Below are 23,180 nucleotides of genomic sequence, written 5' to 3' on the forward strand. Positions count from 1 at the left end.
GCTTTTATCCCCTCCCTAAAGGGTGAGCGATAAAACTATAATAGACCTTCTTTGTTGATATTAAAAAATAACTCCCTTTAGAGTTACATTCCTCTATTATCATTGAAAAATAGCCCCCTTTAGGGTTGGGGCTAACTATTTTTCATTACATAGGCCTATTCAAAAATAAGGAAAACCACCCTACTAACCTACCCAATGCTTCTGTAAACGCTTCTTTTTTATGACTTCCAGTCATACTATTGATAAAACGAAGTTTTAATAATACGATTACATTAAAGTGAAATAACAACTTGGCTTTTAATGTAGGTTTTGGATATTTTACACGCCATACATACCAACCATTCCGCACGACCATTTTACCGTAATTATATTTATTAGGTCTCCCAGCCTCATGATGATGATGCTCTAATTGAGCAGCGGTATTCACATATAAATTCCCTAATTTCGCAACTCTTAAACAAAAATCCATATCTTCATACAAACCATAGCCCTCAAAATAGGTGGAAAATTGAATCTTTTCAAAAATTGTTGTTTTATAAGAAGCAACACCTCCCATAAAAAATTCTACAGGGTAAATTTTATTGCTAGGAGGTAAATGACCAATGGAGCGACCATGAGAAAATATAGGCATAAAACCAGGTAAGGTATCATCCATTAAACCTAAAATCTTTCGTAACTTAAACCGTGCACTCTCTTTTCGGCAATAACCATCTAAACAATATCCGTTAGCTATAGGAGTTGTTTGCCATTTCACCTCATTAGTAATATACCCTCCAACACCTAATGCATTCGCTTTTAGCTGATAAGTTCCAATTAAAGATTCAAAATACGAAGGTTCTAAAATGGTATCATCATCTAAAAAGCAAACTACTTCACTTTCTTTTGCTATTTTTAAGATACCAAAATTCCGTTGTTTTGTTAAGCCTCTATTTTCTTTTGAAACCAAATAGTAGTGTAGATTTTTATAGTTTTTTTCAGCCAATACTATTTCAGTAGCAGTATCAAGTGAACCATCCACTACAATAATTTCATTGGGATATACGGTTTGTTGCAACACCGAGTCTAACAATGTAATCATCGCCTCCGGACGCTGGTACGTGCATATAATAAGACTAAATTTCATTTTCATGTTTTGAGGGAAGTATTTTTGACATAAGCTTAAATAAAAAATTATAATTTAATTGAATAAAACAAAATAACATTGTAAGTGAATATATTGAATTAAATCTTAATCCTGTATATATATACGCAGACATTATAATCTGACCAACAAATACTGCTAGAATAACTAAATAAATTTTATCATCTTTAGAATTATAATCTATTTTATTTTTTTTAATTACCCTAAATATCAATTGAAGAAAAGTAAACACGTATAAAATTCTAAATAAAATTGAAAGTGTTTCCAAAAATCCTGGTTTTGGTTTTTCCGGAAAAGGATTGAAATTTGATCTTAATTTTTTAATGACGATATTAAATTTCTCTTTAAAGCTAATACTATTGATAAAATTTTTAGTTCCTTCTAAATATAATTTACTTCTGGTTAATATACTTTTATCTATATCTTTCAATAAATTATCATCAACATATTTTAAATTTAAAGTTTCATTAGCCAAATCACCATCAGTATTTGTAAATTCTTTAGCCACTTTTTCATTCCATCCTTTTGATAGTGTTGCTCCTTGAGAAGCTGTTAAATATAAACCTTTATTAAATGTCGCTTGATTTCTATATGGCCAAGCTAGCAATAATAACGAAAATAAAATACCATGAACTAAAACAATTGAAAAATTTGATCTTAGGTTAAAAATCAAATAAATAATAAAAAGTGTAACTACAAAAAAAATAGATACAGGATGGCATAAAATTATAAATGCAGACAAAATTGGAATCGCAATATGATAATTTTTAGTCTTATTTAGTGAAATAAAATATATTGTAAGTAATAATATTAGTATTGCTGTTAAACTTTCTGATAAAAAAGTAACAGAATATTTTAAATATTGTGGTTCAATAAAAACTAAAAAGAAAGGCAACAAATAAATTAATTTTAATTTTGACTTATTTTTATATTTCAATAATGCAAAAATGATAAGACCAATTTCAAGAATAGATTTTAAAAAAATTAAATTCAATACGTCCGTCGTGAATCTAAAGAAGAATGAGAGTATAAATGGCCAAAAAGGCGGTCTCCAAGTTGCTAATTCTGATGCTTCACTCGAATTGGTGTCAGAATAAACATTATAATCAGCAATATTTTTACCAATCCTTAAATAATGACTTGCATCTCCATTATTGTAAGCTGCAACATCTTTATAAGAGTTATTAAGTTTCGATAAATATAAGTAATAAAATTTCACTGAAATTAAACTGATAATAATAAGTAATACAATCCAATTTTTAGAAAAAAAATATTTCATAGTTATTTTAATATTTTATATTTCAGTATACAATATAAAGCCCTAACTCCATCTTTCCAACTAATCTTTTTTCCCTCTTCAAAAGTTCTTCCGTAATAACTAATTCCTACTTCATAAATTCTAATACAAGGTATTCTTGCTATTTTTGCGGTAACCTCAGGTTCAAAACCAAATCTTTTTTCTTTAAGATCCAATGATCTAATTATATCTGTTCTAAACATTTTGTAACAGGTTTCCATATCTGTTAAATTTAAATTTGTCAACATATTACTCAAAAATGTAAGAAATTTATTTCCTATACTATGCCAAAAAAACAAAATCCGATGAGGGTTGCCTCCTATAAACCTACTTCCATAAACTACATCCGCAAAATCATCTACAAAAGGCTTTAAAAGCATATTAAATTCATTTGGGTCATATTCCAAATCTGCATCTTGAATTACAAGAATTTCTCCAGTTGCATTTTTAATACCTGTATGCAATGCTGCTCCTTTACCCCTATTTTTATTATGTTCTAAATATAAAATATTATGTTCTAAATTATTATTCATATAAACATTGATTTTATCATAAGTATTATCTTTGCTAAAATCATTAACGATAATTATTTCTTTTTGAATATTATTAATTAATTTAACTTGATTTATTTTATTCAAAATTTCATAAATAGTTGATTCCTCGTTAAATACAGGTACTACAATCGATAATTTCTTAATATTATTATTCATGAGGTTTTAATAATTAATTTGTAGCCATTTAAAATTTTGATTTAGCCATTAATTCATTAGCCCAAAATATACTTTTGTTCCATTGTTGATGTAAACTAAAAAAATAGGTAATTGGATTCTTTATTTTTTGAACTTTATAATATTTGAAAAACAAAATAGTTTTATACCCTTTCAACTGTTCAATAGTATTATGCTTTAAATTAAAAAGCATCACTGTAGGTGAAGGTTTTGGCTGTATTATTTCATCACTCCATAGTAATGTAGGTTTGGTTCTAAAACCACCGATAGGGGCTTTAAGGTGACTTATATAAGGAGAAGGCAAATAATATATATCGACTCCTAACTTTCTAAGTTGCATTCCAAAATCTGCATCCTCACCAAAACCAAATTCATATCCTACTTCAAACTTGCATTGTTCAATACTAGTTGATTTTGCAATACTGCAGCCTGAGCCAAAACTATTCCACTGAAAATAATTTGTAAACGGTACTATCTCATGTTGCTGAATACATGCAAATGAAGCTACTTCCACACCAATAGAAGACATATTATTCATTGCCATTGAAATGAATTTATTATCAAACCGAATATCATCATCCGCAAAAAATACCCATTCACTTTCTATTTCACGCAAGGCAATATTACGCGCATTGCAAGCACCTGCCTGATGCGTAAAGGTATGTTTAATCTCAAATGGCCAATTTTCATTCGTCAAATAATCCAACTCCGAAACGCTGTCTTCTAAAGGGTTTTGCTCTACAATAATCACATTTTTAGGTAGGTGCGTTTGCTTACGTAAATCACACAATACATCATATAAATAGGCTTTACGCCCAATAGTTGGAATAATAACATCTATGGTTGCCGTTTCCAGTGTTTTTAAAGAACTCTCTATACTAATTTTATCTAAATCTACCTCAACCTTACGGTTCGATGTATAAAAAAGTGCGACTATAAATGGAATGACTGAACATTTCTTTTCAAAGATCAATTCATTCAAAAACAATAAAAATAACCAACGTAATTTATAATGTTGCTTTACAAACTTATACACCGTCATTCTTGAACTTTTGGGTGCTTGTTTTACATATTCCCCCTGTAATAAATTAGGTTCAGAATAACAAAACAAACCTTTTGGCATCGATAATTTTGCAAATGAATTTAAAAAATAATCAAAATCTTGTGTAGGTGTTATCTCCTTTTTTAAGGCAAGCAATACGGATGCATGTATTGCTCCCACAGCACTACTCATTTGCCAAGTTGGATACCGAACCAATTTATTTATGTTCATAAATGGAGACTGCTCTACATACCCCATAGTGGATGAAAAATAATGATGATCCGTAGGATTAAATGAAAGTATCATTTTATGATGGTGAAAGTAGTTGGGAAGATCCGCACTGTTTAAATTGTCCTTATACCATTCATGACACCAAACGATGAGTTCTTCCGGAAATTGGGAAGCAACCGCTTTCAATATAAATGCAATACTCTTTTTCAGTGGAAATGGAATATTTCCATTGCTTTCAGATACAATTTTTGAAACGTTCTTATTTTTATGATAAATAATAATCATCTAATCTATTAAGGTTTTGTAAAACTCAATATTCTCCATCACTTTTTTATCAATGTCAAACAACTGCTCAACACGATTTCTGGCATAAATCCCCATGGTTGCACGAAGTTCATCATTTTTTAACAACTCCACAATTTTTGAAGCATATTCTTGATGGTTTGCCGGATGCACTAAAAAACCACTTTCACCGTCTATAATCAATTCTTGCGCCCAACCTATATTACTATTTACCACTGCTTTCTGCATGGCCATAGACTCAATAGTGACCATCCCTAAAGTTTCAGCATAGGTAGGAAACACACATACATGGGCTTTTTTAATATACGCTTGTACAGCTTCATACGGCACTTTCCCTAAATAGGTAACGTTTAATTCAGTTGTAGGAACTTTCACTACACTTGAACCTTCTACCGCTTTCGATTGCATCGTAGCTGTATGTGTCACTTCAAGCGCAGTTGAGAAGTGTTTAAACTGTTGTTCCAACAATTTCCATGTGGAGAGCGCATTGGTTGTAATATCAGGAGCATCTCCTCCAATTAATACCAAATGAGCTTTAGGATATTTTCCGTGCACTTGTTTCAATATTTCAGGCAATTCCAATACGCCTTTTTTACGAATAATCGTCCCTAAATAAAGTATTAAACCATCTTCAAATTGACTCGCTGGAACTTTTTCAAAATTATCCAATTTTAAACCGTAATGAATAGTTTTAATTTCTTTATTCTTAATATGAAACAAGCGTTTTGAAACGGTGCCTGCATAAGAAGTTGGCGCAATAAATGCTTTCGCTTTCCGAATGGCTAATTTTTCGAACCAATAATTCTTTACTTTTTGTTTTCGCTGTTCTAAATGACAAAAATAAGTGTCACTTCCATGAAACCGAATCACTAAAGGAATCTTAAATTTCATAAAAGCGGTAATACCTGTCCAATCAGGTGCTTCAATAATAGCAATTTGTTGTTCTGTGATTACTTTGTTACAATAGTTTTGAAGGTGTTTTCTGTAGCGATACCATTTACCAAAAGTATAGGCTTTATTTTCAATCTTGTGAATGGTTACCCCATTATCATCAAAAATTTCATTGTTCTTTTGGGAATACACAAAAACTGTTATCTCATGACCTGCGCGCACTAATGCTTGCACCAGGTTTTTAATACTTGAACCTAACCCCGCTGAATGCCCCGTTTTTTCATGTGGATATTCTGGTGTTAAATAGGCTATTTTCATGATAATAGTTGGTTTATATGTTCCCATATTCGCTCAGAAGCCTTCATGGGTTCTTTCCCTGCAACAATTTCAAACCATTGCTTACCTTCTTGTACATTTGATAATGATCCATTTAAAATAGCAGCCACCAAGCCTTCTAACTCTTTTTTATCTGTACAAAATACAGCAGCGCTCGTACTAGGCATACTTCTAAAATGCACGTATTTGTAATTTTGACCGATATCCCGAATTCCTTTTTTTAATTGAGGCTGTTCATAATTATAATAAATACACGGTTTATTGTGCACTACAAAATCAAAAACTGTAGACGAGCAAACGTTGGTTACAAATTCACTATGCGCACAAACATTGTATAACATGTTAAAATCTTCTTTCTCTGGCAATACTTCATTCCATTGTTTTCCTACTTGTTTCCAAATGGGATCTAACACTTTAATAATATCCTTATGTTCCGCTAGCACTGTAGCATACCTGTTTGTAAAATCGACAGGGCACTTTCTGTATATAATCCCTAGGTTTGCTCCTTTTGAATTTAAATTCCTCACTGCCTTTGCCAAATCTTCTAAATAATACTGATCTAATGGTGAGGTTGTTTCATCATCCCCTGAAAAACAAATATACTTTTTATCAATATCTAAATTGTATTGTTTAAAAAATGCTGCTTTAGATTGTTTTAACGCCGTATTAAAATGGGGTTCAAATTGCGGGGTACCCGTTACAAAAATTTGTTCAGCTTTTACAAAATCATAATATTTCAATACCTCTGCTTTCATTAAATCACTCCAAACCACATAATAATCAGTCTCTACCACCTGCATTGCTTTGGGTACATTGTCCCAAGAATATACAAATGTAACCGTGGGAATTCCCAAATCTTTGGCTGCCAATAAGGCACTTATTGCTTGGGTAGCTCTTTGCGTAGTACAAAATATTAAGGCAGGTTTATGCTGTTGTAATTGTGCTTTGCAATAGGCGTATTTAGGATTCTTTCGTTCCAAACTATGTATTCTTTTTCTGATACGCACCAATCCACTTTCCGAATTGTTGAAGCCGATGAGTGTTTTTATAAAAAGAGTTTTGATACTGTTTTTAATTCCTTGGTAGCTAAACGGAAACTTATACGTTGCATATACCGAATCATTGAACTTTTTCTGAGAAATATTTAATTCAATATGCTTTTTTGCTCTTGCATATAAAGGTGTTAAAGGATGGATCTTATGATTTTCTATTTTAACCTCCTTAAAACCTAAATTATCTTTTAAAGAAAACACCGTATTGTTCCAATACTGAATATCAAAACCCATGGATTCTCCTATTTCTTTAAAATTGGTAAATGCAAAATTTCGCAAGCCCACACCATCAGGAAAAAATACAAAAACTTTCTTTTTCATGCTATTATTCACTACTTTTTAATCAATTTATATACGTTTTACAAACTTACAATTTAATTATTATTTCTTGAAGGGAATTCCTTTCCGATACACTTTTATTCCTTTTCATTTCATAAAACCACTGGAAGTGACGTTTCAATGAATCCGTCATTGCGAGGAGCGATAGCGACGAAGCAATCTGTAACTTTAGCATATCGATTCCCAACCAAAAGATTGCTTCAGTTATTTTTTCCGCTATGCTTCACAAATACCTTCGCAATGACGTTCCATTATCATGCTGAGCCCTTCGACTGCGCTCAGGACAGGCTAAAGTCGAGAACCAATTACCGATTCGAGGGGCTAGGGGTTTGTTTTTCATAACAAAATTTTAGTTTAGTCGCTACAGATTGCTTCATTTCACGGTGTTTCATTCGCAATGACATTTCATCGTCAGTTCGAGTGACGCAGTGCAACGAAGGTGTATCGAGAACCAGTGCGCAATTCTTCTCGATACAGTTTTATTCCATTTCATTTCATAAAACCACTCGAAGTGACGTTTCAATGAATCCGTCATTGCGACGAAGCAATCTGTAACTTTAGCATATCGATTCCCAACCAAAAGATTACTTCAGTTATTTCTTCCGCTTTGCTTCACAAATACCTTCGCAATGACATTCCATCGTCATGTCGAGCCCTTCGACTACGTGCAGGACAGGCTAAAGTCGACATCCAATAACTGACTCCCGGCTGGAGAGGGGCTAGGGGTGTGTTTTTCATAACAAAGTTTAAGTTTAGTAGCGACAGATTGCTTCATTGCACTGCGTTTCATTCGCAATGACATTTCATCGTCAGTTCGAGTGCCGCAGTGCAACGAAGGTGTATCGAGAACCAGTGCGCAATACTTCTCGATACAGTTTTATTCCATTTCATTTCATAAAACCACTCGAAGTGACGTTTCATTGAATCCGTCATTGCGAGGAACGATAGCGACGAAGTAATCTGTAACTTTAGCAAATCTATTACCAACCAAAAGATTACTTCAGTTATTTCTTCCATTATGCTTCACAAATACCTTCGCAGTGACTTTTCATTGTCATGTCGAGCGCAGTCGAGACACTATAATATAACAAATATCTTTCAAGAAATACCACTTCACGTCTTCAGCTTGTCCTGCAAGTAGTCCAAGGGCTCGAAGTGACAACAATAAACTATTTAATTTTTTGATTTAAACGGACAAACATCCATAAGTCCTTTTTTTAATTGTTCAATAGTTTGTACGGTAGGTAAACTTGGGTAGTTTGTAAATAAGGCCTCCAATTCTAGTTGGGTATATTCAGTAGTTCTTATACTTGGTTGATAAAAAGGTAAAGCAACAGATTCCATATAATCTTCGTACTTAATATTATCTCCAAATACTTTATCTGAAAACTTTTGCCAAACCGCTGGAATTTGATAGGTATGCGCTACAATAATTCCATGCAACGAGGATGAAACTATTTTTTTACAACGCAGTATTTCATTGGTTTTAGACGCTACATCATTGGTCATAAGGTTGATAATACAAATTTTATCATTTCCTTTAAACCACTCCTTTACCAAATGCATATCATTATAATGAGGAATAATTCCGTATTCGTATTTTTTTTCAATGGTGGGTTGATAATAATTGGGCAACAACAATGCTGGATCTCCATAAATTTCAGGCACATTACACCCCTTTTCTAATAAGAACGCTCTTGTTTTAGGGCCTCTAACAGCTAAAAACTGTGCGTTTTTCACATGATATTGTTTTGAAATTATACCACTACCCCATACAATACAATACCTATTTACATGCGTTAATATGCTGCCGGCTGTAACATAAATAGGACGTATCCAATTCCAAATTGAAAATGTAGACGGCTTTACCCAAACAACTTTTTTATTCGCTATTTTTTCAACTAAATAAGCGCCAATTAAATCGCCATAATTTTCATGTGTTTTCCCTTGAATTTTAATTTCATTCCACCAAAAGAGACGTATTTTATTTGAAAATAGCATTTTTAACCTTTCTTATTTTTAAGCTTTTCGCGCTGAACTTGTTCAATGGGAAGGATATCTTGACTTTTATAGGTCAATGCTTTATGCACCGCATTTAAATCTCTTGCTAGTTTTCGCAAGCCCATAGGTTCTAAGGATGCTGCATGGTCTGTGCCTTTCCAAGTTCTATCAATGGTATAGTGTCTTTCTATAATTGGAGCACCTAACGTATAGGCTGCTATATCTACTGCAATCCCTAAATGATGACCAGAAAAACCTATATGCTTTACCTTATGGGTATAGTTCTCTAACAATAAAACAATATCCAACAAACATACATCTTCAAAAGGCACTGGATATCCAGAAGTACAATTATAAACCACTAGATCTTTATTTCTATTCTTTTCAATAAAAAACTCTATCAATGTATCAATTTCATCCTTTGTAGTCATCCCTGTGGAAATATGAATTTCTCCTTGGTAATGCTCACATAACCATCCTAACATCTCAAAATTATTATTACATGCGGAAGGTATTTTTATGAAGGAAGGATTTAAGGAGGTAATTTCTTTAGCTGAAGTTAAATCCCATACCGATGTTGAGTATATGATACCAATCTCCTCACAATACTGCATTAATTCTTTATGTTGTTCCACTGTAAATTCTAAATATTCTCTATGCAAACCATAGGTTTCTCCATAAGAATTTGAAGGATTGGGGTGTGGCTGATGGTATTGCTCCGGTGTTAATAACTCTTTATTGTTTCTTTTTTGAAACTTAACCGCATCAACATTGCAAAATATCTTTGCTACTTTAATTAGTTCTTTTGCTATGTCTATATCCCCCTTATGGTTGCAGCCTATTTCGGCTATTACAAAGGGTTTTGTATATGTTTGAGGCATTTTGAAGTTTTTTTCAAATTTATTATTTTATTATCAAGTGACAAGTTACTTTTAAATAAATAATTGCTAAAGTACTTCTCGATCGGGCTTGAAGTGACAACTTTAAATTATTTAACAATCAATAAAACAAAATGTCATGTCCAGCCCTTCGATGATGCTCAAGACAAACTAAAGTCGAGAGCGAGTTACTGATTTCCCCTCTTGAGAGGGGTTAGGGGTGTTAATTATAACAAATTTAAAATTCATCAGGAGCAGATTGCTTCATTTCACGCTGTTTCATTCGCAATGACATTTCATTGTCAGTTCGAGTGCTTAAGTGTAACGTAAGTATATCGACTTCTCGATACAATTTAGCTCCATTGCATTCTGCTAATTCACTCGAAGTGACGAACAAAAAACGTCAGTTCGAGTAGTTTTAGTAGGAATAGAATTCGTACCAAAATTGCATCTAGAACCGCTTATTATAATTTAAAATAAACTCACAAGCTTCACGAATTGCACCGCTACCAGAATTTTTAGTTAAAACCACATCCGCATGAAGTTTTACTATGTTAGTAGCATTATTTGGGGTTAATGACCATCCTACACTACACATATTGGCTAAATCGTTTACATCATCCCCCACATACGCAATATTGCCTAGTGTTACTTTTTTATCAAGTATTAATTGTTGCACCAAGGCATATTTATCTTTTACTCCTAAAAATACGTCTTCAATTTTTAGCTTTTTCATACGCTGTGCCACCAATTCCGATTGCTCTGATGTCATAACAAGTACCTCAACACCTTGTTCTCTCAAAATTTCTAATCCCATTCCATCGCGCATATCAAAGTTTTTTGTATGCTCTCCATCTTTGGTATAGGTAATAGTCCCATCAGTAAAAACGCCATCCACATCTAATATGATATGCGTTATTTTAGCACTTTCTTTTTGTTTTTTTAATCTATGTATCAAAAGTTCTTCTACGATATGCCAATCGGTTTCTGAGTCAATTTCATATAGTGATTCTTCTGGCATTTTTACAATACCTATATTTCCACTCACTCTATTTTTTGACGCTAAAAAAGCCGTTTTAGTGGTGCAATACACAGCCCCATTTTCTATTAACAAGCCTTCAAAATCTTGTCTGCGAGGACGTTTAAATACATCATAATTCAATGGTTTTGCATCACTACTCCATGTAAATCTATGGGTATTGACTACTGTTAATGATGAATCATAGCCATCATTTATAATCGCCTCCAATGCTTTATTTATATCTAAAGAAGTGGTTAAAGGCGAGGTTGCTTGTAACAAGCATAGGATATCAAAATTAGTATTTAATTTTTCTGCAAACTCTAGCAACACACTTTCTGTTGATGCTGTATCATTGGCATTTTCAGGGTTTCTCAATAGCGCTTTTACTTTTTTAGACCAGCTATATTGGTTTTCAACGAAAGCCATAATTTCCACATCATCTGTAAATACATAAATTTCATCCAACTCTGAAAAAATGGCTTCCTTTAATACCCAAGTAAATAAGGGTCTCCCAACCATTTTACGTTTGTTTTTACCCTTAATACTTTTTGATCCTTTACGGAGTGGAATAATTCCTATTTTTTTTGACATAGTATTCTAAATAATTCAATTATTAATCAAAAATATTAATATTTAAATATACTGCTTTAAATAAATGGATTAATATTTACGTTAGCTGTATGATTTACTAATATTTCACCTTTTATTAAAATAGAATTTAATTTAGCTTTAAAATCTATTTCACTTCTATCCAAATAATAGATTAATTTAGAATCTATATATTCTTCATATGTTTCCTTTCCAATTTCATGGATAATTATCGTAGGAACATTTAACATCATTGCTTCAATCAAACAACCAGAAAAATTAGTTATATGTACAACTGATTCACATAAAACTTTTGGTAATGGAATTTTAATTGAGTCTTGAATATCATAATTTTTATAAACACCATTCTTTTTCAAAAAATCTTTAATTGTTTGTCTTGAATAATGATTTCTAGGATGAAGTCTAAATATCCATAAAAAATCTAAATTTTTAATTACTTCCAAAACACAAAAAGGAATCATTTCCTCAAGTTCAAATAATTGCAAACTAAAAATAATTTGTTTCTTTTTTGAAACATTATTGTTTAATTTATTCATCCAATAATTAAGGTATGGTTGACCTATTAAATGTGAAGTAACAGCGTTTGTATGAGAAGCCCACATTGTAATATTGTCTTTTGATTTTTCGTCCCAATTCCAGAAATCGTAAACCATTGTATTGAACCCATTCTTTGGCAATCTGCTCCAATTAGAAAAAGCTAAATGATTGGTTTGCGGACCATGTTGTAAATCAACAGTTTTAATATTCAATTTATTAGCTGCATATACAGCCGCATTTATTGCATCCATTCCATAATACATTGAAAATACCACATGAGTTGGTTGAACCTTCCTAAATACTTTTGTAAAAAACCTACTTAAACTTTTAACTCTAAAAGACCATTGAATCATTTCACTTCTATTCAGATTTAAGTTTTTCACTATGGGAAAATCCTTTTCAATTTTTATATAAAAAACATCATAACCATCCAACGATAGGTTTAAATTCAGTTTTTGTTTAAAAATACGTTGTTTAATTTTTGAAATTAATTTGAAGTCTGAAAGATAACTTTCTACATGAACAACAGCTTTTTTATTATACATTTTTTCAAATATTTTTTGATATTCAAACATGTATACTTCATTTTTTAAGGCATAAACATCCACCATTGAATCATAAAATCGATTAAAATATTCACCATTTATAACTACGCGATGCATGTGAGAACCAAATAGGATATACTTTTTATGCTTAAGTTTAAAATAAAAAACATTCAAATTAAAATAAGCTCGTATGATTTTAAGCAACTTATTGCCTAATTTAATAGGTCTTTCTTTTAAAGTTGATTTATGGATTAAGTTTTCAGAATTTTGAAAATCATTTTTTAATAAAAAAAAACTCAAAAAGTGAATATATATTTTAATACGTATATAAGGCCAAATATGAATTCCATTTATTTGCCATGTATCAACCTCAAATTTATTTTCTAGACTTAAAATATAATTTTTAATATCCGTTAACGATTTAATGTCTGGTGGATTTGGCATTTGAATTTAGTTTATATATCAATTATTTAAATTTCAATATTCTCATATTTTAATAGAACCTGTCTAGAAATACATTTTCGATTATAATTTGGTTTCATTTTATGCTGATTTATTTCAAACGCATTTTTTAATAATCTGCTATCGGATATCGCTTTTAATACTACATCCTTAATTTTCTGTATTGACTCACAATCGTTAATCAACAAGCCATTGATACCGTGTTCAATAACCTCTTCAGTTACGCCACCCGGATTTGATTGAATTGGAAAAGCGCCCATACAAATAGCTTCTAATAATGTATTTGGTAATCCATCAGATTTGCTGTTTCCTATGTATACTAATGCTTGCCCCATTAATTTCAATACTTCAATATGACTTATTTTACCACACACTGAAACATTCCTCCAATTTGTTAATTCTGATTGCTTTATGTACTGTTCTACTTCTTTATCTGCTCCAAACACCACTATTTTAAATAGTTTAAGTTCAAACTGAATATGTTCCATAGCTTTTAATACTTCAATTGCCCTTCCTGATCTTCCTTGATAACCTTTTATTAATATAGTCTTTCTTTGTTTAAAAGGTATCATATATGTATTTAGTTCTTCCAAATCAAATCCTCCACCACCAGGAAAAACACCTAAAAACTCACCGTTAAAACCATACTTTACAGCCAACTGATAATCGCGTTTACAATCTGTAAATAAGTAATTTACTCGTGGTAAAACATTTTTAATATCAATTAAATACGTTGGTTTCTGTTGAAAATAAAACAAATCACTGCCCCATGAAGAATAGATCCATTTTATATGGGCATGCTTTTTCATAATGTCTACAATTGGGGCACACGCCACATACAATGCAAAACTATGCACCACATCTGGTTTTATTTCTTCTACTATTTTTTCAAAAGTTACTGCTGTATTTCGTTCATTCAAGCGTTGTAACCAACTATATACTTTTGGCCACTGAGCTTTTATATAACTCCTGCCCGGAAAATCCCAACGCAACTTCCAACCTACAATTTGATGCACCCAACTAATTCTATCTACTTTTTTACCTCCATCCACAACATCAAACCAATAAACTTCATGCCCTGCAGCCTTTAATTGCTCCGTCCAACGAAAAAAATGAATTGAAGACATAGATACCATTAGAATTTTCATATTACAAATATAAATTTAAACGAATCGTATTCAATTCTTGATCCCATTCATATACATACTGATGATTTCTATAGCTTGAAATTAAAGTAAGTAACAGCAAATTGTTTAATTCTTCAAAATCATAACATACCACCGCTTTTTTATTCAATACTTTTTTAAGGTTATTTTTAAAGGAATTAAACTCCTTATGTGGTATAATTTTCAACATTACTTTTTCAAATTGTATGGCATTCAAATACCCATAAATAAAGGCATCCACTTCACTTTTTTGATTGGTAATGGTTATCTCAACTACATTTTTATTGCTGCTAGTTTCCTGAATAGGCAATTTTCCCCATTCAAACGCAGTATTCGCCATTACTTTTTTGGTACTGCTTACTTTTTGTACATACTGATGATTTATTTTTTCTAAATAGGAATGAAACGGTTCTTTACTTTTTACAGATCTATACTGTTTAGGATGCCATTGGTGCAATAGCATCACTTCCGTGGCATAAAAATGAACTTTCACCTCTTTATGTAATAACCGTATATGCACATCAGTATCTTCAGCGCCCCAACCGTGAAAAAACTCATCATAACCATTGATTTCTAATAACAATTTCGTTGGATATAAAGTGATTCCTGTTGCCTCTTCACTAGATAAATGCTTTATTTTATACTCTTCAAATAATTTAGTGACAGCTGCTTCTTCTTGACTTAAAAATCCCACTTGAAAATAGGTAATTTCCGATGCACTTCTCAAATTTTGCAATTTCAAAACAACATCTTTTCTAAACAACATATCTATATCACCTACTAAAAAATAAGGGGTATCACATTGTTTTAAAGCAATGTTGATAGCTCGGCTTTTATTCCATAATTGCCCTGCTACAGGACACTGTATTAATGTTATAAAACTGTATTCTTGAACAAGTTGAGCCAATCCTTCAGAAAATTGTACGGCACTACCATAATCCACCAAAATAACCTTAAATTCCTTTAAAGATTGTGCTTTTAAAGAATCTAAACAGTTTTTTACAATTCTTAAATCTCTGTTACGGTATGTGAGGGCTATGGTGATCAAAACTATGCTAAAAAGTGTTTACATTGTTCTTTTGTTAATCCTTTAAATTTAAAAAGTGCTTGTTTCAACCAAGGCTTTGCAATGAGATACGTAAAAATTTGATGCGTTAATTTATAACTTATCCATGACTTTTTCAACAATTGAAATTCATTTTCCACTTCAATTTTTTCAACAGTTATTAAATGATGGTACTTCTCAGTCATCCAATCTTCCAACACATTGCCCATATGGTAGGTATAATTATCTTCCGTAGATAAACGATACCCACCCTTTTTTATAACTGGCACATCTGTGTACAGATACTCACTGTTTCCTCGTATTTTAAATTCGGTATTTCCTACAGGCATTTCTGTAAAAACTTCTCGTTTATAGGTCGCTACAAAATGAGAGCAACCTACCATAGCTACTATACCATTTTTTGATGTTATGGTTGCGTATACATCCTTATATTTCTCATCTAACCAAGGCCATCCTATACTATTGGCAAATTTGGTCATAGCTTCCGGGTTTTTAACTTTTGTAAATGCTAGCTTCTTTGAAAATAAGTAGTTAAACCATATATTACTCGTTAGTTGAAAGTGTTTTCTAAACACTGGTGTGGGGCACACTGCCCCAGCTTTTGGGAATTCTTTAAATACTTTAAGTACATTTTCTTCCCAACCGTTTATAAACAACACATCTGCATCGGTAATTGTAATAAAGCGTTCTTCTGCCGTTCGAAGGGCTTTTAAAACACTATTTATTTTTCCAATTCCTTCGTTTTCAACAATTAACTCATCTATATCATATTTTTTATAAAGCACTAACAATTTATCATTAACTTCATTACTACATCCATTACTTATAATAGAAATTTTTAAATGTGTAGTACTTGTTTTTAAAATAGATGATACACAATATTCAAAGATTTGGAAGGCGTCTTTAAAATAATCATTTTCGTGTGGTATATATACTGGAATTATAACACGGTGTAAGGCTGTATTTGGCTTTACAATTTCATGGTTACTTGGATTATTACCTATTCTCATAAAATTGTATTAAATTTAATAAACCTACTTCTAACGATACCTGTTGTTGTCCCAAAATAGCTTTCATTTTTGTTGTATCTGGACATCTTCTTGTCATATCTCCTTCTTCCAATGCTGGTAGATGCATAATTTTTGAGGACGATGCTGTTACTTCAATAATTTTAGTGGCCAATTCTAAAATAGTCATCTCCAAATCACTCCCTACATTTATAACTTCGTTAACACATAGGTCTGTTTGCATCGCTTTTATACACGTTGCTACGTTATCTGCTACATAACAAAATGAACGTGTTTGTGAGCCATCACCATATACTGTAATAGGCTCATTACTTAGTGCTAATTTTAAGAATCTTGGAATTACAAAATCTTCACTTTGGTTAGGGCCATAGGTATTAAAAAACCTGAAAATGGTATATTCTAAGCCATATTCCTGATAATAAGATTTAAAAAAAGCTTCTCCAACATTTTTTACAATGGCATAGGGTAATCTTGAATTTAACGGTGTGGTATTTTCATTTTGAGGAATTTCAAAAGGTTCACCATATACTTCTGAGGAGCTTGAATAAAACACCCTTTTTACACCCGTATTTTTTGATAGTGAAAGGATGTTTTTAATCCCTTCAATATCATGTAATACCAGCATAGGGTTTTCCAACGTACGTTGCACGCCTACAACTGCTGCGTAATGAAACACATAGTCAAAATTATACCTACCAAACACAGGCACAATATCATTGTAATTATTTACATCAGATTTTATAAAATGAATATTCGCTTTTTTTGGTATTTTATGGATACTCCCAGTAGTTAAATTATCAATAATTACAATGGTAGTAGTACTATCTTCACTTAATTTGGTGGCCAAAGCACTTCCAATATTTCCTGCGCCTCCTGTGATTAATATTGTTGACATTCGTTAATTTTATTTAATATATGCATCTACAACTTCTAAATATTTCCTTTCTATCGTTGCTATTCTATAGCTTTTTAAATAACGCTCCCTCACTTTTTTAGATAGTTCATGAACTTCTTTGCTAGAAAGTTTCTTTACTTCTTTAAACCTTGCCTCTAAATCTTCTTGCGTACCATTGTACCAAAAACAATCATTCTCTAGGCGTTCTTCCATAGCTCCCACTCTAGTTGATATTGTAAGAACTCCAGAAGCCATAGCTTCTAAACCCGTTAAAGGCCCAGCTTCATCTAAAGAAGAAACTATTAAACAATCTGATTCATTAAAAATTGTTGGTAAATCAGATTGTTTTACGAATCCTTTGAAAATAATAGTACTTTTAAATTTTAAGATTTTAAGATTTTCTTTTTCTTCACCATCGCCGTAAATATAAAGACAATCTCCTTCTTCTGAAACAGCGTCAAACGCTTTTATTACAATATCTACTTGTTTTTCTATAGACAAGCGTGATAAAACAATGAATTTTTTTATTTTACGTTCTTTCAAAGGTACCTTTAATAAATCAATTTCATTAAAAGCACATTGATCAATTAAAACATATGAATGTTTAAAATAATAGTTTTCAAAATTACTGGCATTATTAATTGAATGGTGTATAAAAACATCAATTTTTTTAAATATTGCTGAATCTGAAACCATGTTATTTCTGATAGTTCCTGTTGTTCTAAATAATATTGGTTTATGAAATGCTTTAGAAATAGCGATAATCTCAGAAATGAGTGAAGATGATAGCTGTGCGCAAATAAACACGGCATCAAATTGATATATCAAGTCTTTTAATACAATTAATCTTTTTTTGTTATAGTTTAAAAACCGCTTTGCTAATTTATTATTTGTTAAATTTACAACAGTAAGTGCTTTGTTAAAATTTTTTAGAAAACTCAAATGTGCCAATAATTTTAAACCAATATATTTTTTATATACTAATTGATTTAAAGTAACAACTTTTTGTTTTGTATTAAAATGATATACTTGTGATGTATTAGATACATTTCCAGTACTGCAAATAGTTACATCATATGTTGGCCGAAGTGCATGGGCTATAAATCCAACTTCTAACTCTCTACCTCCAAAATCACCTATTGGACCAATAATTAATACTTTTTTCAAAATATTTATAGTGTTAGTTTGTTAAATTTAATATATTCCTTTTAATAAAGAGTCTTAAAATATTAGATACTACTTTCACCAATTTATAATTTTTAATTTGTCTTGAATATGAAAATAAATATATATGTGCATTCAGTAAATATTGAAGTGTATAGTTATTTTCAAATATCTTCACATTTTTCTCAATAACTTTCCATCCTTCCAACAGTTTATCAAACTCTTCTTTTGTTCTTCTTGCACTTTCATTTTGGCTATGAATTCTGTACCCTGCTAACACTTCTGGCAACATCAAAATGCTGGGTTGTTGTACTAATAATTCAGACAAAAAAACGGCATCATCATTAGGAACATCCATCCATTTAATATTCCCAATACTTGAAGCATCTATTAGCCAAGAAGCTGTTGCAATAAATCCTCCAAACGTACCCAACATTTCATATAATTTTTGTGAATTTAAAATTGTTTCATTAAAAATCCCTTCAAATGGTAAAATATAATACTCTGAGATATTTTTATGAAACTTTTTCCATTTACAAATACATATCGTACAATTAGCATTGAAACTAAATTGATGTAATTGCTTTTCAATTTTGGTGGCATATAAAATATCATCATAATCTAAAAATTGAATGTATGCGCCTTTTGCCTCTTCAAATCCTCTATTTCTGGCGTTATGCCTACCTTCAATTGATTTAAAAAAAAGCAATCGATTATCTGAACTGTTTAAATATTTTTTACACTCTTCTATTTTTAATTCCCCATTACAAACAACAAGTACTTCAATATTGTTATGGGTTTGTGCCAAAACACTTGCTATGCATTCTTTAAAAAAAGGATGTAATTTATGTACGGGTATTATAATGGATACTAACACTTATTTTATTCTTTTAACTATTCTTCTAACTAATTTATAAAGCTTATTTTTTCTTTTATAATTTAACTCAAGGGTTAAAGCTTTCACTTTATTATTTAGCTCATTAAAACTTCCTAAATAATCAATAAAAAAGGAAGTATGCTTTAAAGCTAAATAGTTATAAGAATATTTAACTGTTTTACTATTCAAATCTTTTAACATGGACGCCTTTTTAATTCTATAATAAAAACAGACTTTATTTAAACATTTTACAGTTCCTCCATCTTTTAATACTGAAATCCAGAATTCCCAATCTTCAAAACCAAATTTCATATTTAAATCATACCCATTCACTCTTTTCCAATCCTCTTTTTTAAACAATGCAGTACAAAAAATCATATTCTCTTGCGCTAAATTTTCAAAAGAGAAAGGTTTTAAATTCCACATGCCACTTTCAGTTCCAAATTTCTCAGCTTTACAATACACCACTTTTAATTCTGAGTTTTCACTAAAAGCTGCCATGCCTAAGGTAATATAATCCGCTCCTATTTTATCATCAGCATCTAAAGGTAAAATAAACTCACCTTGGGCTTTTTCAATTCCTGCATTTCTAGCGCTAGATAAGCCTCCATTCTCTTTATAAAGATATTTAAACCGTCTATCTTTTTGAGTCCACTCCAATACTATTTGTTCTGTGTTATCTGGTGAACCATCATTTACAATAATGCATTCCCAATGAGTATAAGTTTGATTTAAAACCGACTGTAAAGCTTCTTCTAAATATTGAGCTTGGTTATAGCAAGGGATAATTATGGAAATTTTTGGATTATTCATTTAAAACTTATTTAACAACCCTAATTTTATTAAGAAATTTATTTTTCTTGATTTTTTGAGATTTGTAATTAAGGGATTTATTTCTAAGAGTAACTTTATATCATCAACATATGCACTAAATTCTTTATTCAAAATTTTATTTTTTTCTTTATTAATAATTTCTCTATTATTTAATTGAGAACTTATTCCATCTAAATAAAAAACACTTAAGGTTCTGTCTATTCTTTTATAAGAAACATTGTATTTACAAATACTTTCAATAAAAAATTTCCAATCTGAAACAATTAAATAATTTTCATCGTACAAACCTACTTTATCAAATAATGTAGCTTTAATAAAAGTTGCAGGATGAGGTAATGTATCATTTACAAGGTACGAAAAGGGCAATTTATCAGGATAACATCTTATATAAGAATCATTCGTGTTTATAATTTTTAAATTAAAATATATTAGTTCATATAAGTTTATAAAACTATTACAATCACTAAGAACATTAGTATTAATTAAATGATCTCCACTATTCAAAAACAATAAATATTCCCCTTTGGCTACTTTAATACCTTTATTCATGGCATTATAAATACCTGTATCCGTTTCGCTTACCCAATAATCAATTGTATCTTTATGATTTTCTATATACGCTGCACTTCCATCTGTTGAACCACCATCAATAACAATATATTCAAAATTTTTATACGTTTGTTCAAAAACACTTTGCATGGTTTTTTTTAAACCTTCTAAATTGTTAAAGTTAATGGTGATAATTGAAATTAAAGGTATTTGCATAGTTTACTTCACATAAATGGTAAAAATAGCTATTATTGAGAAGTATTTAAAATATATACTCTAAAATAATGCCTTTCTTAATAATTGTAAAAATATAAATTAGTTAAAAGATTCATTTACTATTTTAAGCCCTTCAAATACTGATAATTAGCAAAATGTACATTCGATCAAAAAAGTATCCGCATACTTTAAAAAAAGTATCCGCATGTTTTAACCTAAGTGTGAGCATACTTTAGAGAAAGTATCTGCATACTTTTTAATTTGTATGCACATACTTTTTTTATAATGACTAAATAGCAACATTATTAGCCCATGTTAAAAAATAATTAACATATTTATTTCTCAGAATTGTACCCTAATTATTAAAAAAAGTGAATTGAAATATTAAAAATGTTGTTGTTTAAACGACAGTTTCTAGCAAGAGTAGTGGTTCATTGCTTTTTCTAGTAGATTGCAAATATACACATATATATTTTTTTAAAAAAGGGTTCTTTTCAACAATTTATTGTCAATAAGTAATTTATGAAAAATACATTATTGTTTTGTAAACCAGTTAAATTTGTAATGTCATCCAGAGTGGATGATTTTATTTATTAATTTTTAATACTTTAATACATGAGTATTTTATTTAAAGCGGTGCAGATCACAAATCCGCAAGACTTGACTGCACCAAAAAAGTTTTATGCAAAGGCAACTGATGCCAGCATAACAGATTTAAGTGAATTGGCTGAATTGGTAGCCTTTAATTCCTCCATGAGTAAAACAGATTGTTATGCTGTTTTAATGGGACTAGAAACCTTTGTAATTCGTGAACTAGAACGTGGCAGAAATGTACGTTTGGGTGAATTAGGAACTTACAAAATTGGTCTCAAATCGGAAGGTCAAGTTACCGAAGAGGAAGTGATTAGCTACACTATAAAAAAGGCTAAAATTAATTTTACCCCAGGAGCTGGCATTAAAAAAATGCTTAAGCATTTGGAGTACAAAAAAGCCCAAAATCAATCCGCATAGATTTTGAGCTTGGCTTGTTAAAGAACTCTGGGTGTTTGCGCACTCAGAGTTTTTTATTTATTAATTTTAATCAAAAATAGGATATCATGATATACAACTCAAGTTTTTTATCATTTATTTTGTTTTTGTTTGTAAACAAAAGTTCATAAAAAACGTGCTAACTCCTTTTATTTAGGGGTTTTTGTTGTTAAATTGTAGTGTACAGAATTTATGAAAACCATAGATTTTTATATAATCGTATAACGCTTAATCATCTTCGCTATTATTTTAGTCTGCTTTACTGACTGAGATCCCTTGTTCTCGATACGCTGCGCACTCACTATTCAAAACACACTTGTTCTCGATACACCTTCACTGCGTTTCGGCACTCGAACTGACGTTTGATTGTTGTCCTACACCTAAATTCTTAAGTTTTCTTGTACCGTCTGTTCGAGTGGTTTTAATATGAATGAAATTCATGTTTAAATTGTATCGAGAACCACTGCGTTACGGCACTCGAACTGACGTTCATGATTTGCCTTGTGCCGTCAGTTCGAGTGATTCCTTTTTTCAAGGAATCGTATCGAGAACCGTTTTAAAATTGTATCGAGAACCGCGCGCTATTCAAAACCCACTTGTTCTCGATACATTTTTTGATTCATTTCATTACTCAAAAAACACTCGAACTGACGTTCATGATTTGTCTTGCGCCATCAGTTCGAGTGGTTTTAATATGAATGAAATCCATATTAAAATTGTATCGAGAACCACTGCGTGTCGGCACTCGAACGGATGTTCGATTGTTGTCCTGAACGTAAATTCATTAATTGCTCTGTTGCGTCAGTTCGAGTGATTCCTTTTTTCAAGGAATCGTATCGAGAACCGTTTTAATAGAACTTCTCTTTTGTACTTTCCTGAAATAGGTTGACTAAAAATTAGACAACTTAAACAACGAAAGTATGAAAGAACAAAAAGTACCCTG

20 protein-coding genes are annotated in these 23,180 nt (G+C 31.0%); 1 reads left to right on the forward strand and 19 read right to left on the reverse strand.

Translation table 11 applies throughout. The features are described 5' to 3' along the window. Nucleotides 1-145: 145 nt before the first annotated feature. The 19 genes from JEY78_RS12705 to JEY78_RS12795 all read right to left on the reverse strand — a co-directional run bounded on the left by JEY78_RS12705 (nucleotide 146) and on the right by JEY78_RS12795 (nucleotide 21,208). Complete coding sequence (locus tag JEY78_RS12705) at nucleotides 146-1,123, reverse strand: glycosyltransferase (protein WP_291851931.1); 978 nt, start codon at nucleotides 1,121-1,123, stop codon at nucleotides 146-148. Further along, nucleotides 1,113-2,420 (reverse strand): hypothetical protein, encoded by a 1,308-nt coding sequence (locus JEY78_RS12710; RefSeq protein ID WP_291851932.1) that lies wholly within the window; start codon nucleotides 2,418-2,420, stop codon nucleotides 1,113-1,115. Before JEY78_RS12710 ends, JEY78_RS12705 begins: the two co-directional genes overlap by 11 nt. Nucleotides 2,421-2,422: 2 nt before the next feature. Then, a complete protein-coding gene (locus JEY78_RS12715; RefSeq protein ID WP_291851935.1) occupies nucleotides 2,423-3,148 on the reverse strand; it encodes a glycosyltransferase family 2 protein in 726 nt (241 codons plus the stop codon). 28 nt (nucleotides 3,149-3,176) lie between these two features. After that, nucleotides 3,177-4,724, reverse strand: coding sequence for a glycosyltransferase family 2 protein (locus JEY78_RS12720; protein WP_291851938.1), 1,548 nt, complete (start codon nucleotides 4,722-4,724; stop codon nucleotides 3,177-3,179). After that, a complete protein-coding gene (locus tag JEY78_RS12725; protein ID WP_291851941.1) occupies nucleotides 4,725-5,951 on the reverse strand; it encodes a glycosyltransferase family 4 protein in 1,227 nt (408 codons plus the stop codon). After that, entirely contained in the window at nucleotides 5,948-7,342 is a 1,395-nt protein-coding gene (locus JEY78_RS12730) for a CDP-glycerol glycerophosphotransferase family protein (protein ID WP_291851944.1), read from the reverse strand. The genes JEY78_RS12725 and JEY78_RS12730 overlap by 4 nt, the downstream gene beginning before the upstream one ends. Nucleotides 7,343-8,533: 1,191 nt before the next feature. Further along, nucleotides 8,534-9,361: a polysaccharide pyruvyl transferase family protein gene (locus JEY78_RS12735; protein WP_291851947.1), complete on the reverse strand. Its 828-nt coding sequence runs from the start codon at nucleotides 9,359-9,361 to the stop codon at nucleotides 8,534-8,536. 2 nt (nucleotides 9,362-9,363) lie between these two features. Beyond that, nucleotides 9,364-10,242: an N-acetylneuraminate synthase family protein gene (locus tag JEY78_RS12740; protein ID WP_291851950.1), complete on the reverse strand. Its 879-nt coding sequence runs from the start codon at nucleotides 10,240-10,242 to the stop codon at nucleotides 9,364-9,366. A 235-nt stretch (nucleotides 10,243-10,477) separates the two neighbouring features. Next, complete coding sequence (locus tag JEY78_RS12745) at nucleotides 10,478-10,636, reverse strand: hypothetical protein (protein ID WP_291851953.1); 159 nt, start codon at nucleotides 10,634-10,636, stop codon at nucleotides 10,478-10,480. Between the two features lie 54 nt (nucleotides 10,637-10,690). Next, complete coding sequence (locus JEY78_RS12750) at nucleotides 10,691-11,851, reverse strand: acylneuraminate cytidylyltransferase (RefSeq protein WP_291851955.1); 1,161 nt, start codon at nucleotides 11,849-11,851, stop codon at nucleotides 10,691-10,693. 56 nt (nucleotides 11,852-11,907) lie between these two features. Further along, nucleotides 11,908-13,395 (reverse strand): hypothetical protein, encoded by a 1,488-nt coding sequence (locus tag JEY78_RS12755; protein ID WP_291851958.1) that lies wholly within the window; start codon nucleotides 13,393-13,395, stop codon nucleotides 11,908-11,910. A gap of 26 nt (nucleotides 13,396-13,421) precedes the next feature. Further along, nucleotides 13,422-14,561 carry a glycosyltransferase family 4 protein gene (locus JEY78_RS12760; RefSeq protein ID WP_291851960.1) on the reverse strand — a complete coding sequence of 380 codons (1,140 nt, stop codon included), beginning with the start codon at nucleotides 14,559-14,561 and terminating at the stop codon, nucleotides 13,422-13,424. A gap of 1 nt (nucleotide 14,562) precedes the next feature. After that, entirely contained in the window at nucleotides 14,563-15,627 is a 1,065-nt protein-coding gene (locus tag JEY78_RS12765; RefSeq protein WP_291851964.1) for a glycosyltransferase family 2 protein, read from the reverse strand. 2 nt (nucleotides 15,628-15,629) lie between these two features. Continuing rightward, complete coding sequence (locus JEY78_RS12770) at nucleotides 15,630-16,655, reverse strand: glycosyltransferase family A protein (protein ID WP_291851967.1); 1,026 nt, start codon at nucleotides 16,653-16,655, stop codon at nucleotides 15,630-15,632. Further along, on the reverse strand, nucleotides 16,642-17,568 hold the full coding sequence (locus tag JEY78_RS12775) for an NAD-dependent epimerase/dehydratase family protein (RefSeq protein ID WP_291851970.1): 927 nt from the start codon (nucleotides 17,566-17,568) through the stop codon (nucleotides 16,642-16,644). The genes JEY78_RS12770 and JEY78_RS12775 overlap by 14 nt, the downstream gene beginning before the upstream one ends. 9 nt (nucleotides 17,569-17,577) lie before the next feature. Beyond that, the gene (locus JEY78_RS12780; RefSeq protein ID WP_291851972.1) at nucleotides 17,578-18,735 is read right to left on the reverse strand and encodes a glycosyltransferase family 4 protein; all 1,158 of its coding nucleotides are present in this window, start codon (nucleotides 18,733-18,735) and stop codon (nucleotides 17,578-17,580) included. Nucleotides 18,736-18,748: 13 nt separating this feature from the next. After that, complete coding sequence (locus JEY78_RS12785; RefSeq protein ID WP_291851975.1) at nucleotides 18,749-19,609, reverse strand: glycosyltransferase family 2 protein; 861 nt, start codon at nucleotides 19,607-19,609, stop codon at nucleotides 18,749-18,751. Further along, nucleotides 19,610-20,422 carry a glycosyltransferase family A protein gene (locus JEY78_RS12790; protein ID WP_291851977.1) on the reverse strand — a complete coding sequence of 271 codons (813 nt, stop codon included), beginning with the start codon at nucleotides 20,420-20,422 and terminating at the stop codon, nucleotides 19,610-19,612. After that, the gene (locus JEY78_RS12795; RefSeq protein WP_291851980.1) at nucleotides 20,423-21,208 is read right to left on the reverse strand and encodes a glycosyltransferase family 2 protein; all 786 of its coding nucleotides are present in this window, start codon (nucleotides 21,206-21,208) and stop codon (nucleotides 20,423-20,425) included. A 615-nt stretch (nucleotides 21,209-21,823) separates the two neighbouring features. Between JEY78_RS12795 and JEY78_RS12800 the strand changes: the two genes are divergently transcribed. Further along, nucleotides 21,824-22,219, forward strand: a complete 396-nt coding sequence (locus JEY78_RS12800) for an HU family DNA-binding protein (protein WP_291851983.1) — start codon at nucleotides 21,824-21,826, stop codon at nucleotides 22,217-22,219. Nucleotides 22,220-23,180: the final 961 nt, after the last annotated feature.

The sequence above is a fragment of the Lutibacter sp. genome, assembly GCF_016342705.1.
Classification (GTDB): domain Bacteria; phylum Bacteroidota; class Bacteroidia; order Flavobacteriales; family Flavobacteriaceae; genus Lutibacter.

Excerpts from the sequence above, each read along its gene's own strand:
- JEY78_RS12705 (WP_291851931.1), bottom strand. The coding sequence starts at position 1,123 with ATGAAATTTAGTCTTATTATATGCACGTACCAGCGTCCGGAGGCGATG.
- JEY78_RS12710 (WP_291851932.1), bottom strand. The coding sequence starts at position 2,420 with ATGAAATATTTTTTTTCTAAAAATTGGATTGTATTACTTATTATTATC.
- JEY78_RS12715 (WP_291851935.1), bottom strand. The coding sequence starts at position 3,148 with ATGAATAATAATATTAAGAAATTATCGATTGTAGTACCTGTATTTAAC.
- JEY78_RS12720 (WP_291851938.1), bottom strand. The coding sequence starts at position 4,724 with ATGATTATTATTTATCATAAAAATAAGAACGTTTCAAAAATTGTATCT.
- JEY78_RS12725 (WP_291851941.1), bottom strand. The coding sequence starts at position 5,951 with ATGAAAATAGCCTATTTAACACCAGAATATCCACATGAAAAAACGGGG.
- JEY78_RS12730 (WP_291851944.1), bottom strand. The coding sequence starts at position 7,342 with ATGAAAAAGAAAGTTTTTGTATTTTTTCCTGATGGTGTGGGCTTGCGA.
- JEY78_RS12735 (WP_291851947.1), bottom strand. The coding sequence starts at position 9,361 with ATGCTATTTTCAAATAAAATACGTCTCTTTTGGTGGAATGAAATTAAA.
- JEY78_RS12740 (WP_291851950.1), bottom strand. The coding sequence starts at position 10,242 with ATGCCTCAAACATATACAAAACCCTTTGTAATAGCCGAAATAGGCTGC.
- JEY78_RS12750 (WP_291851955.1), bottom strand. The coding sequence starts at position 11,851 with ATGTCAAAAAAAATAGGAATTATTCCACTCCGTAAAGGATCAAAAAGT.
- JEY78_RS12755 (WP_291851958.1), bottom strand. The coding sequence starts at position 13,395 with ATGCCAAATCCACCAGACATTAAATCGTTAACGGATATTAAAAATTAT.
- JEY78_RS12760 (WP_291851960.1), bottom strand. The coding sequence starts at position 14,561 with ATGAAAATTCTAATGGTATCTATGTCTTCAATTCATTTTTTTCGTTGG.
- JEY78_RS12770 (WP_291851967.1), bottom strand. The coding sequence starts at position 16,655 with ATGAGAATAGGTAATAATCCAAGTAACCATGAAATTGTAAAGCCAAAT.
- JEY78_RS12775 (WP_291851970.1), bottom strand. The coding sequence starts at position 17,568 with ATGTCAACAATATTAATCACAGGAGGCGCAGGAAATATTGGAAGTGCT.
- JEY78_RS12790 (WP_291851977.1), bottom strand. The coding sequence starts at position 20,422 with ATGAATAATCCAAAAATTTCCATAATTATCCCTTGCTATAACCAAGCT.
- JEY78_RS12795 (WP_291851980.1), bottom strand. The coding sequence starts at position 21,208 with ATGCAAATACCTTTAATTTCAATTATCACCATTAACTTTAACAATTTA.
- JEY78_RS12800 (WP_291851983.1), top strand. The coding sequence starts at position 21,824 with ATGAGTATTTTATTTAAAGCGGTGCAGATCACAAATCCGCAAGACTTG.